Raw genomic sequence first — 16,218 nt, 5'->3', positions numbered from 1 at the left:
GTGATGTGCGAAAGTCTCGCGTTGATTCTGTTATTATCGCGCCAATCGGGAATAACCCGAAACGGCGTGCTCACCGTGTGGATCAGCGAAAACACTGCTCGGCTGCGATTGGCAGCGCAGATTGCGGCGGCGCTCGTCGCGCTCGCGGGCTGCGGCCACTATCGCGCCGATCGTTCGCCCGGGACGATCCAGGTCGATATCGAAACCTCGCCGGCCTCGACCGACCCGCGCTTTGCGACCGATGCGACCTCGTCGCGTATCAACGAACTTATTTTCGATTCGCTGGTGAAGACCGATCGCAACGGCCAATTCGTCGGCCATCTCGCCGACCGCATCGAGCGTCCCTCGCCAACGGAAATTGTCTTTCATCTTAAGCACGGGGTACGCTTCAGCGACGGCCGCGAACTGACGGCGCGCGACATAATATTCACTTACGATTCGATTCGCGCGCCAGAGTCGATGTCGGCGAAACGGGCCGGCCTCGAGGAGTTGAAGTCAATCGACGCGCCCGACGATTACACCGTCGTCATGACCACCGCGCATCCCTACGCGCCCGCCCTTGAGTTGGCGACGGAGGGTATCGTGCCCGCAGGCACTCCGCTGCCCTCGAAAGGAACCGCAGCCGCTCCCATCGGCAGCGGCCCGTTTCAGATGGCTGGTTACGCGCGCGATGAAGCCGCGTGGCTCGAGCGCAATCCCTATTCTTCTTATCCGCCAGGCGCGCCACGATCGATCCTGCTCAAGATCGTTCCCGACCCTACCGTGCGCGCGCTCGAACTGGCAGAGGGCGTTTGCGATTTCTCGGGAAACAATATCGAGTACGACGTGTTGCCGTGGCTCGGATCGCACCGGTTTCTGGAGGTCAGCAGAACTCCCGGTACTACCTACAAGTACCTGTCCTTCAACTTTCGCGATCCCCGGCTGCGCGATTTACGCGTGCGTCGCGCAATTGCCTATGCGATCGACCGCAATACAATAGTCAGTACCATCTTGCGTGGTACCGGGCGGGTAGCTACTGGTATGCTCTCACCCGAGAATTGGGCATACGAGGGCAACGTCACTGCCTATTCCTACGATCCATCAAAAGCGCGTCAACTGCTGGATCAGGCCGGCTATGCGGCCGGAAGCAACGGGATGCGCGGGCTCCGATTCGAATACAAGACAACTCCGGAAGGCGCGCGCCTGGGCGAGGTCTTTCAGGCGATGCTTCAGCGAGTGGGTATCGAGCTGACAATCCGGACGCTCGACTTCGCCACCTATTATGCCGACATCCAAGCCGGAAGTTTCGACCTGACCTCGCTGCAATGGGTCGGAATCAACGATCCGAATAGCTATTACATGGTATTCGATTCGCAGAAGACGCCACCCCATGGACAGAATCGGGGTTACTATTCGAACCCTGCGATGGATCGCCTGGTCGAATCGGGAATGAGTACTGTCGATCCGGCAGCGAGGAAGAAAATATACGGTCAGGTGCAGCAACTCGCCGCCGAGGAACTGCCGTACGTTTCGCTGTGGTGGGTGGACAATGTGGCCGTGATGAATCGGCGGCTGGTCGGCTTCGATGCGTATCCCAATGGCAGCTTCCGCTCACTCGCGACGGTGACGCTCAGAGGCCCCGGCGGCGGCGGAGAACCGTCGGATTGATCCAGTGATAAACTACCTGGTCCGGCGCTTGCTCGCACTCGTGCCCGTCACGCTCGGCGTGGCGACGCTGACGTTCGCGATTATTCATCTGGTGCCGGGTGATCCGGTGGTTGCGATGCTTGGCGAGACGGCTGCGCCCGCCGACATTGTCGGGATGCGGCATCAGCTGGGCCTCGACCGTCCGCTGCTGGTCCAGTACGCGGCATATCTCGGCGGACTCGCCGTCGGCGATCTGGGTGAATCGATTGCATATCGCAAGCCGGTTTCGCGTCTCATTGCCGAACGGTTCCCGGCCACCATCGAGCTCGCTGCGGCGGGGATGCTGGTCGCCGTGCTGTTGGCATTCCCGCTGGGAATAATAGCGGGGGCGAATCCCGGCGGCGCCGGCGATCTGGGCGCGATGGGATTTGCAATTGTCGGCATTTCGATTCCGCACATCTACCTCGGCCCGTTGCTCATGATTTTGTTTTCACTGGACCTGCGCTGGTTGCCGCTCACCGGCCGCGGGGGTCTTTTGCATCTGGTTCTGCCCGCTGTGACGCTTGGCACCGCGCTTGCCGCGATCCTTGCGCGGATGCTGCGCCAGAGCCTGATTCGCGTGCGCGAAAGCGACTATATGCGCACCGCGCTCAGCAAGGGGTTGAGCGCGCGTGCCGCTCTTGTTCGCCACGGCCTCAAAAACGCGCTCACATCCGTCGTGACCGTCATCGGACTCCAGATGGGCGGGCTGCTGAGCGGCACGCTCATCACCGAAATAATTTTTTCGTGGCCGGGTATCGGCCGCCTGCTGATCAGCGCGATAGGGGCGCGCGATTATCCGGTAGTCGAGGGATGCGTACTCACGTTCGCGATGACTTACGTGATCGTGAACATGGCGACCGATTTCGTTTATGCGATCGTGGACCCGCGGGTGAGAATCTCATGATCGTACGAGTCCGCAATCCGTCACTGGCTATTGGAGTGACTATCGTTGCCGCGATCGCCGTCGCTGCGATCCTGGGCCCGATGCTGCTGCGCACCGATCCTTTGTCGATCGATCTTGCCAGCACGCTCGCCGGGCCTAGCCGCGCGCATCCGTTTGGTTGCGACGCGCTCGGCCGTGACGTGCTCGCCCGGGTCCTTTCCGGCGCGCGGCTTTCGCTCTCGATTTCCACCGTCGTCGTTGCGATTTCGCTGGTCGTTGGCAGCCTGGTTGGCGCAACCGCCGCGCTGTCGGGCGGGCGAATCGACAACCTGATAATGCGCGGCGTGGATATCGTCCTCGCCTTTCCGGGAATCCTGCTTGCGATCGCGCTGGCGGCGATCCTCGGACCGGGTCTGATCGATCTTGCGATCGCGCTGACTGCGATGGGATGGACCGGCTACGCGCGCATCGTGCGCGGCGAAGTGCTGACCTTGCGCGAGCGCGACTACGTTCTCGCCGCCGAGAGCCTGGGCGCCAGTCGGTCGCGCCTGCTGATGCGCCATCTGATCCCCGGCGTCGTTGGACCGCTCGCCGTGCAGGCGACGTTCGGAATCGGCGGAATTATCGGCGCCGAAGCCGCGCTTTCATTTCTGGGTTTGGGCGCGCTGCCACCCACGCCCAGCTGGGGCAACATGCTTGATGCCGGCCGCGCGTTCCTGCTCGTCGCCCCGCATCTTACGACCGCGCCCGGACTCGCGATCGGGCTTTCGATTCTCGGCTTCAACCTGCTCGGTGATGGGATTGCGCAGAAAGCGGGACATCGCGCCTGACAGTCGAGCGGGTCAGTCGCTCGGTATGCGCAGCGGGGAAATATCGTGATACTCATTACTGGTTCGGGAGTGAGTGCGCGCCATGGAGAAAATGGAACCCGGCGAAATGATTCGGCGGCTGACCGGCTTCATCCGCCGCGAGGGCCGTTTCGACAGCGTTGCGATCGAGAATCTTCGCAAGATGCCTGGCGGCGCGTCGCGCGAGATCTGGTCGTTCGAATGCGCGATGGAGCGCGGCGGCGAAACGAGTCGGCGCGCGATGGTGCTGCGGCGCGACCCCGGCGCCCACAATATCTCCAGCAACCGCCGTCACGAGTTCATGGTGATCCGCGCCGCCTTCGAAGAACGCATCCCGGTTCCCGAGGTGTTCTGGGTTTCGGAAGACCCGGCCGTTCTCGGTTCCGCATTTTTCATCATGGAGCGGATCGATGGGGAAACTTTGGCGCGTCGCCTGCTCCGCGACGACACTTACGCCCGCGCGCGCGAAGTGATGCCCGCGCAACTCGCTGAAATTCTCGCAAAGATTCATCGAATCGATCCCGTCAAGCACAAGCTCGACTTCCTGGAGGAGCCGGGCGACAACGCGGCGCTGACCGAGGTCAGACGCTACCAGGAAAACTTTCGAGTCCTGGCGCTCGAGCCGCATCCCGCATTCGAATTGGCATTCCGATGGCTCCTGAAGCGCGTTCCAAAAATGGCGCGCAAGACGCTCGTGCATGGCGACTATCGAATCGGCAATGTGGTCTTTGGTCCCGAAGGCGTGCGATCGATCCTCGATTGGGAGTTGGCGCATCTCGGCGATCCCATGGAGGATGTCGGCTGGATGTGCGTGCGGGCGTGGCGCTTCGGCAATGATCAAAAGCCGGTCGGAGGGCTTGGCTCCCGCGAGGATTTCTTCCATGCCTACGAAAAAGCCAGTGGCACCGCCGTTGATCCCGAAGCGGCCCGATTCTGGGAGGTCTTCGGCAATCTGCGTTGGGGCATAATCACCATCGGTCAGGCCCGCACCCATATCGACGGATTCCTGAAAAGCGTCGAATTGGCCAGTATCGGACGGCGGACTGCTGAGACCGAGCTCGAACTGTTGAATCTGATCGAATAGCAACATGGTAATTCGCGCCAATGGCCATCTCACCAATTAGTCAATCGTAAAGTGAGTAATCAATATGCAGGACCGCCCGACTTCAGTTGAATTGCTCGAAGCGGCCGCCGACTTTGTCGATCGCGAACTGGTTCCCGCAACCGAAGGCGCGCGCCAGTTCCAGGCGCGAGTGGTTGCCAACGTGATGCGAATCGTCGCGCGCGAAATAAAAATGGAAGATCCGCTGGTTCGCAGCGAGGTGAAGGCGTTGGCGCGGCTGCTCGGGCACGATGCGCCGCATCTGCACAGCCTCGACGATCTGCGCGCGGCCGCTGCCGGTATGGGCGAAGAGCTGACCGCGAAGATTCGCGCGGGCGAGGCGGACGACGGTGGGTGGCGCGGGGAAGTACTTGCGGTCGTGCGCCAGAGCGTCGAGGACAAACTGCGTATCGCAAATCCGCGCTACCTCGAGAGCGACATCGCCATTCGCAACGCCGCCAAACCGCAAAAGGAGATCTGACTAATGTCTGAGATCAAAGTGGTATTACTCGAACAAGACGACCTGATGCATCCAAACACCGGCGAGTCTAATTTCAACGAAAGTGCATACTATAATTTCTTCGATCGCGGTCAGCGCCTCGGCGGTTTCATCAGACTAGGTAATCGCGCGAACGAAGGTTACGCCGAAATGACGGTGTGCCTGTACCTTCCGGACGGAACCGTCGGCTTCATGTTTCAGCGGCCCGGGATCAAGGACAACAACGCTCACGACGCCGGCGGTGCAAGGTTCGAAGTCGTCAAACCGTTCGAACGCCATCGCGTTAGCTACAATGGCAAAGTCTGCATGCTGAAGAATCCGCTCGAGATGGCCGATCCGGCCAAGGCGTTCAAAAGTAATCCATACTCGCAAGCGGCGCTCGAAATTGACTATCTGGCTGTTTCTCCCGGATGGGGCGGTGAAGTACGCGAAAAAGTTGGAGACCAATGGGTCTCGCCGAAGCCATTCGGCAAGCCCGAAGCTCAATTCGCCAAGGGGCACCTGGAACAGCTTGGACACGCAACGGGAAACCTGGTGTTGACGACCGACGGCGTTGATCGCGAGTTCAAAATCGACGGGCTCGGCCTGCGCGATCATAGCTGGGGACCGCGCTATTGGCAGGCGCCCAAGTTCTACCGATGGCTCACGATGAACTTCGATGAGGGTCTTGGCGCGATGGCCACAATTACGGTGAATCGCGACGGCAGCGAACTCCCGGGAGGATTCATTGCGCGAAAGGGCCAACCGATTCTCAGTATCGTGAAGGTCGATATTCAGACCGAATTCATCGGCGAGCAACAGCTGCACGACAAGATCAGGGTGAACTGTGAGACCGCTGACGGTGGAGCGCCAATAGTCATTACCGGTAAAGTGCTATCGATGATTCCGCTGCGCAACCGGCGCGCCGGTATAGTCACTCGAATCGCAGAAGGTATGACCGAGTGGAACTGGGACGGAAAAATTGGCTATGGACTTTCCGAGTATCTCGATCAATTTGATGAGTAGGCTGCGCGTCGCTCGAGCCGGGTAACCGGATCATCGTCCAAGTTTCAGCGCGCGCAAACTCTGCGTGTACGGCGGGTACGCGACGCCGCGCTCGGTGATGATCGCGGTCACCAGCTCGGCCGGGGTGACATCGAAGGCGGGGTTGAACGTGCTGACGCCCTTCGGCGCGATCCGCTTGCCGCCGAACTCGGTGAGCTCGCGGCCCGAGCGCTCTTCGATCGGAATCGCCGCGCCGTCGGGGCAGTCCAGGTCGATCGACGAGAGCGGCGCCGCAACGTAAAATGGCACGCCGTGGCGCCGGGCCATCACCGCCAGCGGGTAGGTGCCGATTTTGTTTGCGACGTCGCCGTTCGCTGCGGTGCGATCTGTTCCCACCACCACACAATCGATCTTGTTCTGCGAGAGCACCGTCGCCGCCATGTTGTCAGCGATCACGGTCACCGGTATCCGATCTTTGTGGAGTTCCCACGCGGTGAGGCGCGAGCCCTGCAAAAATGGCCGCGTCTCGTCGGCGAACACCTGGATCTTTTTGCCCGCGTCGCGTGCGGCGCGCACCACTCCGAGCGCCGTCCCATATCCTGCCGTCGCCAGCGCACCGGCGTTGCAATGCGTCAACACTGTGGCCGGGTTTCCGATGAGTTCGGCGCCGAACCGGCCCAGCGCGCGATTCGCCGCCAGGTCTTCCCGGTAAATCGCGATCGCCTCCGCGCGCATGCGGCGAAACAATTCTGCCGCGTCGAGTGAAATGCTGTCGTCGAGCGCGCGGCCCATTCGATCCACCGCCCACGCCAGATTTACCGCGGTTGGCCGCGTGGCCTTGAGTGCTCTGGCGACCACCGCGAAGCGCTTTCGGGCCTTGGGGCCAGCGGTGCCCTTGATGCCGAGCGCGACACCCATTGCCGCCGCGACGCCAATTGCGGGTGCGCCGCGAATCACCATCGTGCGGATAGCTCGTGCTACGCCACGGTAGTCGCGGTAGGTTCGAATTACCTCGCGCGCGGGAAGCAGGCGCTGATCAATCATACGGACGGTGTCCGCCCGCCATTCAATCGTCATCACGGCCATGTAGTCTGACTCTTTTGCACGCCAATGCGGTTTCGAAAAAAAGATTATAGCAACCCTGCGTCGCTGTCATTCTTCGCGGCGCGGAGTTTATTCGCAGCGCAATTGGAATGCACAACGACGCTGCGAAACTTCAGATGAATCGGGCAATAGAAAACGGCGCAGCTTATGATTCGCGGCGCCGCTCAACTCTGCTCTGATTGCGCGACACCGCATTGCGGCCGGCGCGCGCGAAGCCCCGGTTAGACTCGTTCGTATACTCCGCGTGCCCTTCGCCTTGCAGCTCCCGCATCGATCCATCGCGTGATCGCCGCAAATATTTCAGACGGCCGCTTCTGCTTGAGTCCCCGCACGTTGCGCACGTCGGCGGCCTTGAACTGCTTGGGAAGCGCCGAAAGCACGCTGCGCCAATTGACCCGGCCGCGTGGCCCGCCGCTGACCGCTTTCGCCCCACCGCTCCCACGACCGATCAACGATCCCAGCCGCGCTTCCTCTTCTTTGAGTTTACTCAGTAGCGACTCTTTCGAGCGGATGTCTTTGCGCAGATTCATGAGCAGAGTGCGCGCTTGCCGCTGTACTTGTTGGAATGCCGATGTGGCTCCGCGCGAGGTTTTCTGTCGAGGCATTTAGTAATCTCCTTTCGGGGAATTGGTCAGTACTAATCAACTTTGAATATACACAAGCAAATTTAATCCTACAAGTATCAAAGTCATTTTGTCCATTATCAACATCAGTCAATTGGATATAGCGTCGGTGTTCTCAATGGCTCTTCTGTTTTAGTCTTTCGGCGCCAATGACAAGTGAAAAAGTGAAGATCGCGCACCCGACTTGATCGGTTTGCCATTGACCAGCGATCTGCAAATACTCGTTGCTGGCCCACGACGGCGTCGGACTACTCCACGCAGCGCTAAAAGTTATTTGGCAGATAGTCAGATCGACTCGCCGATATTTCAGGTAGTCCCTGAGACGCCGTTGCCCGCGAACCACGGTTCGCGTCCCGGAAAAGGAACTTGATCTCGTCGCGGTCCGGCCGAACGTTGCGGACGCTTCGCCGATCGGCTCAAGCGTCTATAACCGTCGCGATTGCCATCCTCGCCGACTTGCGCGCCAGCCGGCGCGCTTTCGGGGAATGATGGCCGGCCGGCGACCTCGTGCGATATAGCGATTTTAAAATCAATCAGGAATCATAATGCATACATTACCATCCATAGGCATTCGGTCGATTCGGTAGTCATAACTGCTATCGGCCAGCAGACCCTCACGCTATCAGGTTGTCAACTGCTTCTCGAAGCTGGCAGGCTCAGCGCCTAATTTCTGGTCACCGATAGGCGGATTTCGGACGGGTATCGCCCTACGCGCGAGCAGCTGGCAATTGGGGCAAGTGAAGAAATAAAGCTCGGGAATTGGATAGGAAGAGTACCGAGTACTATGTTTGCGATTGGCACGATGCTATAAGCATTCCGGAATTGGGACTAGATGCGCGCCGTAGGTATCGCCCCGCCACTTGGCTGTCTGTACCACCGATCGGGCTTCCGAATGCCTATAGATACAGACGGAGTACTTCGCGGAGCAGCCAGGTCGCGCGCAAGGAGAGTGTAATGGGCCGCAGACTGTATGTTGGGAATCTGGCTTGGACTGTGACCGACCAGGATCTGCTCGACGTGTTTTCAGAAGCAGGAAAGGTGGACAGCTCGCAAGTCATCATCGACCGCGCCACCAACCGCTCACGGGGATTCGGCTTCGTCGAGATGGCGACCGATGAGGGAGCCGAAGGTGCAATCAAAAAGCTGAACGGCCGCGACATCAAGGGCCGGCCGATTCGCGTCAACGAAGCGCAGGCGCGCAGCGGCGGAGCTGGCGGCGGTGGCGGCGGCGGCGGCGGTGGCGAACGCCGCGGTGGACGCGACCACTAGTCAGTTCCGGCATTTCCAGCGAGCGCGCGATTGTAGTTCGCCGTTTCATCGCGCCGCACAATGTACCTACCCCGCTTGAGGGGGCACCCGATTCTCGGGCCGAACTCTTGCGGCTGAACTCTCCTCGGATTGAACCATCACCGTGGAACTCATAACGCTTGAAGCATATAGCGAGCGCGCCGTGATTGTGCCCGACGCCGGATGCCAATGCCTGGGCTACCGCGCCGGCACGCTCGAGGTCATCGCGGGCCCTGCCAATCCCGACGCATGGCGCGAGCATCCGCATCGCGGCGGCATTCCGATTCTCTTTCCGTGGCCAGGCCGCGTAGCCGGCGCACGCTTCACGTTCAAGGGCCGCGAATATCGGCTGCCGGTGAATGAGCCCGCACGCGGACACTCGATCCATGGTCTTGCGTGCGAACGCGCCTTTCACGTGACGCGGCGCGGACCGCACTTCGTCACCGCGATGCTCGATTCGTCGGACTATTCGGATCTCAATTCGATCTGGCCGTGGCCGTTCGTGCTCGAGATAGACTACGAAGTTGGTAATGGACTGAGATTGAAGGCCCGCATTACCAACACGGGCGACGCAGTGATGCCGTTCGGATTCGGCGCGCATCCTTACTTTCACGCCCCGCTCAATCCCAAAGGCCTGCGCGATGCGATGCTGATTCAGCTCGACGCCGACGCTCGATGGCCGCTCGACACGCGCCTGATACCCACCGGCGCCGCCGAGGGGTTGGCGGGCAAGTACGACCTTCGCGCGCCTCGTCGGCTTGGAGCTGACACTTACGACGACGCGTTCCGCATGGCGCCGATCGCGGATCGAACAGTGAATAACGATGGATCTGCGCCGCGCGCGCGGCTTATCGATCCGTCGCTGAAAATCGCGCTCGAGATTCGCGCCGATCCCGCGTTCGGCGACTTCGTCGTCTATGCTCCCGAAGATAATCCAGTCGTCGCGCTCGAGCCGTACACCTGCGCGCCCGACGCCTTCAATCTCGCGGCCCGTGCGATCGCGGCGGGGATGCGCGAACTCGCGCCCGGCGATACCTTCGAGGCCGGCTTCGAGATTCGCCTCACCGCCCCTTGAAGCGCGGCTCGCGCCGCTGCGCCAGCGCTGCCGCGCCCTCGCGAAAATCTTCGGTGCCGATCAGCGAGCTCTGCGCCAGCAGCTCGAGCTCCTGAAACGTCATCTTGTCCAGGCCGTGGCCTTTGTCGATGATCCGCTTCGCCAGCCCCACCGCGATTGGCGCGTTGCGCGCCATCTCGCGCGCAAGCTCTTCGGCCGCCGCCAGATGCGTACCTTCGGCGACGACGCGATTCACCAGCCCAATCCGTTCCGCCTCCGACGCCTCGATCATCCGCGCCGTCATGATCAGCTCCTTCGAGCGTGCATAACCGACCGTCCGCGTAAGCCGGGTGGTGCCGCCCACGTCGGGCACCAGCCCGATTCGCACCTCCGGCATCCCAAGCCGCGCGCCGGCAGCCGCCACCCTGGCATCGCATGCGAGCGCCAGTTCGAGCCCGAGTCCGCCGACGAAGCCATGCAACGCGCCGATCACCGGCTTCTCGATACTCTCAATCCGGTTCAGCGAGGCCTGCGACTCCGCCACAAAGCGCCGAAAGCGCTGCATGTCGGGGCCGCCGCCCTGACCCCCCTGCGCGCCAGTGTCGTTGGCGAGCGAGGTAAAATCGATGCCCGCCGAGAACGCCTGTCCCTCGCCGTAGATGATAATCGCGCGAACCTCGGGACGATCGACCTCGTCGATCGCCTCAGGAATCGCGCGGAGCATCGCCTGGTTAATCGCGTTGCGCTTTTCGGGACGGTTGAGCGCGATATACGCGAGCTCACCCTCGACTCGAATTTTGATTATGCTTTCCGCCATCGCTGACACCTCAATTGCTATTGAACCGCATGCGGCCGCAGCCCGCCAGAAGCGAAACCAGCTATTCCGCACCTCCCGGCGCCAGTGGAAAGGCCGTGGACCAACCCCGGCCCGGAACGTTGCACAGGGAGGCCGCCGGGTCTATAGCGGAAGGGAATCGGAGACTCAAAACGGAACTCGCGGTTAAGATCGCTGACGAAATCGCACGTCTCAGTGAAACAGCCGAGTGGATGTCCGGGGATCGTGACGCCGTAAGCCTGGTAAAGGACGATGCGTTAAATGTCCTGCCCAATGGTGCTCAAGAAGGGCGCCTCCGTCTCAATCACTAACGAACAAATGGGAGTCACCCATGGATGAGGTCGAGATTCTCTCGCCGTGGTGGCGGCGTTCCGCGGTTGTTATGATCGTAGCGTGCTTCTGTGTACTCGGATGGCTCACGAAGCTGACCTATTCCGGCGCGCCGCCGATTCCCGAACGCGTCGTTGGCCCGGACGGGGCTGTACTATTCACCGAGCGCGATATCACGGCCGGCCAACAGGTCTTTCTCCGCTACGGCCTGATGGAGAACGGCACGCTCTGGGGACACGGCGCGTATATCGGACCCGACTTCTCCGCTGACTATCTGCACACGCTCGCGCTCGACGCTGAAGAGACCGTCGCAGAGCGCCACGGCTTCGTCATGCAGGCGGCGCTGCAGCCCAGCCAGCGATTGATCGTTGACGCGGAAGTCGCGCGACTACTCAAGCAGAATCGCTACGACCCGGCCTCGAAGACTCTCACCTTCACGGAGGCCGAGGCTGCGTCCTTCCGGCGGCAGATTGGCCTATGGACGGAATACTTCAAGGATCCTGAAAACAATGGCGGCCTTCCGCACAACTACATCGGGGACTCTGCGCAACTTCGCGAACTGACGTCATTCTTCGCATGGGCGGCGTGGGCCTCGGTCACGGATCGGCCCGGGCGCAACTACTCGTACACGAACAATTTCCCCTACGATCCCGCGGCCGGCAACGTACCGACGAGCGGCGCCGTGCTATGGAGCGCACTGAGCTTGATCACGCTGCTCGGGGCGACGGCCGCAGTGCTGTTCGCGTTCGGGCGGTTCGACTTCCTCGGATGGCGCCGGCGGCGCGGGCATGTGCATCCGAAGATGCTCCCCGGCGTGGCGACGCCCAGCCAGCGGGCGACGATCAAGTACTTCACCGTCGTCGCACTGCTCTTCCTGGCGCAGGCGCTGGTCGGTGGCGGCACAGCGCATTACCGCGCCAGCGCCGGCAGCTTTTACGGAATCGATCTCAGCGCGATTCTGCCGAGCCAGATCCTGCGCACGTGGCATCTGCAGCTCGCAATTTTCTGGATCGCCGCATCGTACGTCGCGGGCGGACTATTCCTGGCGCCAGCGATTGGAGAAAATGAGCCGCGCGCGCAGACCCGGTGGGTAAACGTGCTATTTGTCGCGCTCGTGCTGATCGTCGTTGGGAGCCTGCTTGGCGAATTCGCCGGAGTTCATCAGTGGATGGGGCGGCTGTGGAGCTGGTTCGGCGACCAGGGATGGGAATACCTGGACCTCGGACGCGCGTGGCAGATGATGCTCGCGGCCGGTCTGGTGCTGTGGGTCGTGCTCCTGTACCGCGCGATCGCGCCGCGGCTGCGCGGCCACGAATCGAGCGAACTCTCTGCGCTGTTCATGGCCGCCGCGGTGGCGATTCCGGTCTTTTACGTGCCCGCGTTCTTTTACAACACCGCGTCGAACTTCACCGTCGTCGACCTCTGGCGATTCTGGGTCATCCATCTCTGGGTGGAGAACTTTCTCGAGCTGTTCGTGACCTGCGCGGTCGCGATCATCTTCTACCAGCTGGGGATCGTCTCCACCGCAACGGCGTCACGCGTCGTCTATCTTGACGCGCTGCTCTACCTCGGCAGCGGGATCATCGGCACCGGACATCATTGGTACTTCACCGGCCAGGCGCAGCTCACGATGTCGCTCAGCGCCGTCTTCTCAGCGATGGAGGTGGTGCCGCTAACGCTGCTTACGCTCGACGCGTGGGATTTCGTCGCGCTGACGCGGGGCCGATGCGATATCTGCGGCAAGGATATTTCCGTGCCGCATCGATGGACGTTTTACTTCCTGATGGCGGTGGGAGTCTGGAATTTCGTCGGCGCCGGGGTGTTCGGCTTCCTCATCAATATGCCGATCGTGAGCTACTTCGAGATCGGGACGATGCTCACGCCCAATCATGCGCACGCAGCGTTCATGGGCGTATTCGGGATGCTTGCGATTGCGCTCATGGTCTTCGCCTTCCGGCAGGTGACGCCCGATGAGCGATGGCATGATACGGAAAAGTACATCCGCGTCTCGTTCTGGGGGCTGAACGTCGGGCTGGCGATGATGGTCGTGAGCAATCTTTTCCCGGGCGGCGTTCTCCAGCTTTATGACGTGCTGCAAAACGGATACTGGCACGCGCGCAGCGCAGCGTTCGGACACAGCCCGCTGATGCATGCGCTTGAATGGGCGCGGCTTCCCGGCGATCTGGTCTTCATCTTTGTCGGTGTCGTCCCGCTCGTGATCGCCGCGCTCAAGACTTTTTTCGGTCTTTACAGAACGCCGGATATAACCCGGGCGCAGGACCTCGCGGGCGAAGCGGCATGAACGCCAGCTAGTCGCAATCCTCCCGGCGCCGGTGGAAAGGCCGTGGACCAACCGCGATCTCGAAGCTTGCGTTTGCAAACCGTCCGGCGTCCGTGCGAGTAAGAATCAGGAATCAGACTGGAAGCCCCGGCGAGCCGAAGAAATTTGCGCCCGTCGCGCCGGGGAGCAGATTGGAGATCGAGAGCCAAGTGAAAACGCCGGGCGTGTTCATGGATCACTGTGCCAGTTGAACGCGCGGCGCTCGAGCCGGCCGGGGCCATCTCGCGTTGGCGGAGCGAACCGTTCCGGCTGTTCTTTCCGCTCGGCGTCCTCTTCGCGTGGATCGCTGTAGGCCACTGGCTGCTGTACACCACCGGGGTCACTGGTACCTATTCATGCCGATTTCACGGCCTGGTGCAGATGCAGGCGTTCATGATGGCGTTTGCCGTGGGTTTTCTACTCACGGCGCTGCCGCGCCGAACGCAGACCCCGCCAGTTGGGCGAATGGAGATGGCGGCGTTGGTGGCAGCGCTGGTGGTCACTACCGGCGCCGCGATTATCGACTCGTGGGCCTTGGCCGAGATCGCGTACGCAACGCTGTTGGTGCTGGTCATCGCGTTTGCGCTGCGTCGATTTTTGGCTCGCGCTGCGGGCCGCCGCCCGCCGGCCGCCTTCGTGCTCTTGCCGATCGCCGCCGTACAGGGTCTGGCGGGAGCAGCCCTGATCGCCGCGGCCGACGCGAACGCCGTGGTTGCGTCGAGCGGCAAGCTTGGTGCGCTGCTGGTCGAGCAGGGAGTGTTTCTGTGCCTCGCGGTTGGCATCGGCAGCCTGGTCCTACCGCTCATGAGCGGCGCACCTCCACCCGCAGACCTGGGCTCCGCGCCTCGCGAAACCTGGAAGGCGCTAGCATACGCGGCAGCCGGGGTTGCGATCTTTGCGAGCTTGATCCTCGAGCAGCTTGGCTTTGAACGAAGCGGACCGCTGCTGCGCGCGATGGTAGTTGCGATCGGACTGGGGTTCGGCGGCGGGGCATTCCGCCTGCCCGGCAAGCCGGGCGCGCATCGCAAGCTGGTGTGGCTCGCGGTGTGGCTGATGCCGGTGGGATTGATCGCCTCGGCAATCTGGCCCGACTATCGCGTGCCGGCGCTGCACATTCTCTATATCGGCGGCTTTAGCCTGATGGCTTTTGGAGTAGCCACTCACGTCGCGATGAGCCATCTGAACATGGAGCAACTCGCGCTGGGGAGGCCACCCGCGGTGATCATACTGGGCGCGGCATTCGTGATCGCGCTGTGCGCGAGGCTGACGGCCGATGCCAGCGATACCTACTTCATTCACGTCGGATGGGCGGCGGCAGCGTGGATTGTGGGCTCGGCGGTTTGGTTGGCCTTCTTCGGCCCGAAGCTGCTTCGTTCCTGAAATCGCGATCGGGCGCGCGCGCTGAATTGCGTCGCGCGGCAGGGGTGAGCAGGGGTGACCCCTGCACCCAATGTTAAGGCCGCCCGCCGTTGGCGGGCGCGGCACCTTGCCAATGGCTTAATACTGCGCTGCCGTCGCGCGGCAGGGGTGAGGGGCGCGATTGTGACTGATAGAATCAAGCTGGAAAGGATGCAGAACGAAACCGGCCCGCAAACTTGCAGATGGAGGCCGCCGGGTCTATAGCGGAAGTCACTCCTGGAGTTCGGATGACAATCAGAATCGAGATCCCCGAGGACAATGCGTCGCTGACCGAATTCGTCGGGTTCCACGACCGCGTTTACGCCTATCGCAGCGCCCGCTGGCCCGCGTCGGCGGAGATCGAGCTGCCGCTGCTGATGGGCCAGAGTCCGTTCTGCGAGGGGCGGACGATACGCCCGATCGCGGCGCGCGACGGTGGCGAGTTGGTCGCACGGGCCGTAGCTGTTGTCGACGAGCGGTACTGCCGCCATTGGAACGAACGGCTGGGCCACGTCGTGATGTTCGAGGCAATGCCGGGCGCTCGCGACGCGGTCAAGTTGGTCATGGACGAAGCGTGCCGATGGCTCGAGTCGCGCGGCACCGTCGCCGCCCGGGTGGGCGATCTCTTCCCGCTCGATTTCCCCTTCGTGATCGATGAATACGAACTGCTGCCGCCCAACCTGCTCAGGCAAAATCCCGACTACTACCATTCGATGCTCAAGGATGCGGGCTGCGAGACCGAGAAGGGGATGGTCGATTACAAGATCGAAGTGACGCCCGAGCTGGTCGCACGCTACGAGAGCGCGCTCGAAGCGGCGCGGCGGGCAGGATTCGAAATCGTGCCGGCGAAAGAGATAGCGAACGACCGGCGAGTGACGGATTTCATCGACGTTATGAACGACGCGTTCAAACGGCATTGGGGTCACGTGCCGACTACGCTTGAGGAAGGCACGCTGTTCGATGCGATGCTCGCCTTCACCGGAGGGCACGAAACCTCGGTGATGGCGTACCGCGAGGGCGCGGCGGTGGGCGCACTGTTCGTCACGCCGGACGTTTCGTCGGCGGCGATCCTCGAATCGGGGCGTAAGATCGCACACTCGGAAAAGCTGAACACGCTCGGAATCGGGGTGCGCGAAGCGGCGCGCGGGCGCGGAGTGAATCTCGCGATGGCTTCGTACGCGTTTCTCCAGCTGATCCGCAAGGGCACGAAGTATCTGAGTTACACGCTGGTGCTCGACGACAACTGGCCGTCGCGGCGGACGGCGGAGAAGCTCGGCGCGAAG

General features: G+C 61.8%; 14 protein-coding genes. 11 read left to right on the top strand and 3 right to left on the bottom strand.

The features are described from left to right. Positions 1–21 precede the first annotated feature (21 nt). The 6 genes from ABSB13_RS03085 (at position 22) to ABSB13_RS03060 (ending at position 6,005) form a co-directional block, all read left to right on the top strand. Positions 22–1,647 carry an ABC transporter substrate-binding protein gene (locus ABSB13_RS03085; protein WP_428105425.1) on the top strand — a complete coding sequence of 542 codons (1,626 nt, stop codon included), beginning with the start codon at positions 22–24 and terminating at the stop codon, positions 1,645–1,647. Between the two features lie 4 nt (positions 1,648–1,651). After that, on the top strand, positions 1,652–2,572 hold the full coding sequence (locus ABSB13_RS03080) for an ABC transporter permease (RefSeq protein ID WP_428105423.1): 921 nt from the start codon (positions 1,652–1,654) through the stop codon (positions 2,570–2,572). Further along, positions 2,569–3,381 (top strand): ABC transporter permease, encoded by an 813-nt coding sequence (locus ABSB13_RS03075; RefSeq protein ID WP_428105422.1) that lies wholly within the window; start codon positions 2,569–2,571, stop codon positions 3,379–3,381. Before ABSB13_RS03080 ends, ABSB13_RS03075 begins: the two co-directional genes overlap by 4 nt. Positions 3,382–3,463: 82 nt before the next feature. Continuing rightward, positions 3,464–4,483, top strand: coding sequence for a phosphotransferase family protein (locus ABSB13_RS03070; RefSeq protein ID WP_428105421.1), 1,020 nt, complete (start codon positions 3,464–3,466; stop codon positions 4,481–4,483). A 64-nt stretch (positions 4,484–4,547) separates the two neighbouring features. Then, positions 4,548–4,982 carry a DUF6285 domain-containing protein gene (locus tag ABSB13_RS03065; RefSeq protein ID WP_428105419.1) on the top strand — a complete coding sequence of 145 codons (435 nt, stop codon included), beginning with the start codon at positions 4,548–4,550 and terminating at the stop codon, positions 4,980–4,982. Positions 4,983–4,985: 3 nt separating this feature from the next. Beyond that, on the top strand, positions 4,986–6,005 hold the full coding sequence (locus ABSB13_RS03060; protein ID WP_428105418.1) for a DUF7064 domain-containing protein: 1,020 nt from the start codon (positions 4,986–4,988) through the stop codon (positions 6,003–6,005). 30 nt (positions 6,006–6,035) lie between these two features. Here the strand turns inward: ABSB13_RS03060 and mtnA are convergent, their stop codons facing one another. Together mtnA and ABSB13_RS03050 are read right to left on the bottom strand one after the other, a co-directional pair. Next, the gene (gene mtnA, locus ABSB13_RS03055; RefSeq protein ID WP_428105416.1) at positions 6,036–7,070 is read right to left on the bottom strand and encodes an S-methyl-5-thioribose-1-phosphate isomerase; all 1,035 of its coding nucleotides are present in this window, start codon (positions 7,068–7,070) and stop codon (positions 6,036–6,038) included. Between the two features lie 239 nt (positions 7,071–7,309). Beyond that, positions 7,310–7,618 (bottom strand): hypothetical protein, encoded by a 309-nt coding sequence (locus ABSB13_RS03050; RefSeq protein ID WP_428105415.1) that lies wholly within the window; start codon positions 7,616–7,618, stop codon positions 7,310–7,312. A 1,047-nt stretch (positions 7,619–8,665) separates the two neighbouring features. On the opposite strand from ABSB13_RS03050, the gene rbp reads away from it, so the two are divergent. Both rbp and ABSB13_RS03040 read left to right on the top strand, forming a co-directional pair. Continuing rightward, positions 8,666–8,980: an RNA-binding regulator gene (gene rbp / locus ABSB13_RS03045; protein WP_428105413.1), complete on the top strand. Its 315-nt coding sequence runs from the start codon at positions 8,666–8,668 to the stop codon at positions 8,978–8,980. A 142-nt stretch (positions 8,981–9,122) separates the two neighbouring features. Further along, a complete protein-coding gene (locus tag ABSB13_RS03040) occupies positions 9,123–10,073 on the top strand; it encodes an aldose 1-epimerase (RefSeq protein ID WP_428105411.1) in 951 nt (316 codons plus the stop codon). Here the strand turns inward: ABSB13_RS03040 and ABSB13_RS03035 are convergent. Then, complete coding sequence (locus ABSB13_RS03035) at positions 10,060–10,869, bottom strand: enoyl-CoA hydratase/isomerase family protein (RefSeq protein WP_428105410.1); 810 nt, start codon at positions 10,867–10,869, stop codon at positions 10,060–10,062. The two genes, ABSB13_RS03040 and ABSB13_RS03035, sit on opposite strands and share 14 nt — an antisense overlap. A 349-nt stretch (positions 10,870–11,218) precedes the next feature. Here ABSB13_RS03035 and ABSB13_RS03030 point away from each other — a divergent pair, with 349 nt between their 5' ends. The 3 genes from ABSB13_RS03030 to ABSB13_RS03020 form a co-directional block, all read left to right on the top strand. Then, on the top strand, positions 11,219–13,519 hold the full coding sequence (locus tag ABSB13_RS03030) for a nitric-oxide reductase large subunit (RefSeq protein WP_428105408.1): 2,301 nt from the start codon (positions 11,219–11,221) through the stop codon (positions 13,517–13,519). 219 nt (positions 13,520–13,738) lie between these two features. Further along, complete coding sequence (locus tag ABSB13_RS03025) at positions 13,739–14,917, top strand: NnrS family protein (protein WP_428105407.1); 1,179 nt, start codon at positions 13,739–13,741, stop codon at positions 14,915–14,917. 266 nt (positions 14,918–15,183) lie between these two features. Further along, the coding region (locus tag ABSB13_RS03020; RefSeq protein WP_428105405.1) for a GNAT family N-acetyltransferase at positions 15,184–16,218 on the top strand (1,035 nt) is incomplete at its 3' end.

The sequence above is a fragment of the Binatus sp. (SeqCode) genome, from assembly GCF_050013435.1.
In the GTDB taxonomy this organism is placed as follows: Bacteria; Desulfobacterota; Binatia; order Binatales; family Binataceae; genus Binatus.
The sequence above is the reverse complement of the archived record's forward strand: the minus strand, read 5'-3'. Positions and strand labels throughout refer to the sequence as shown.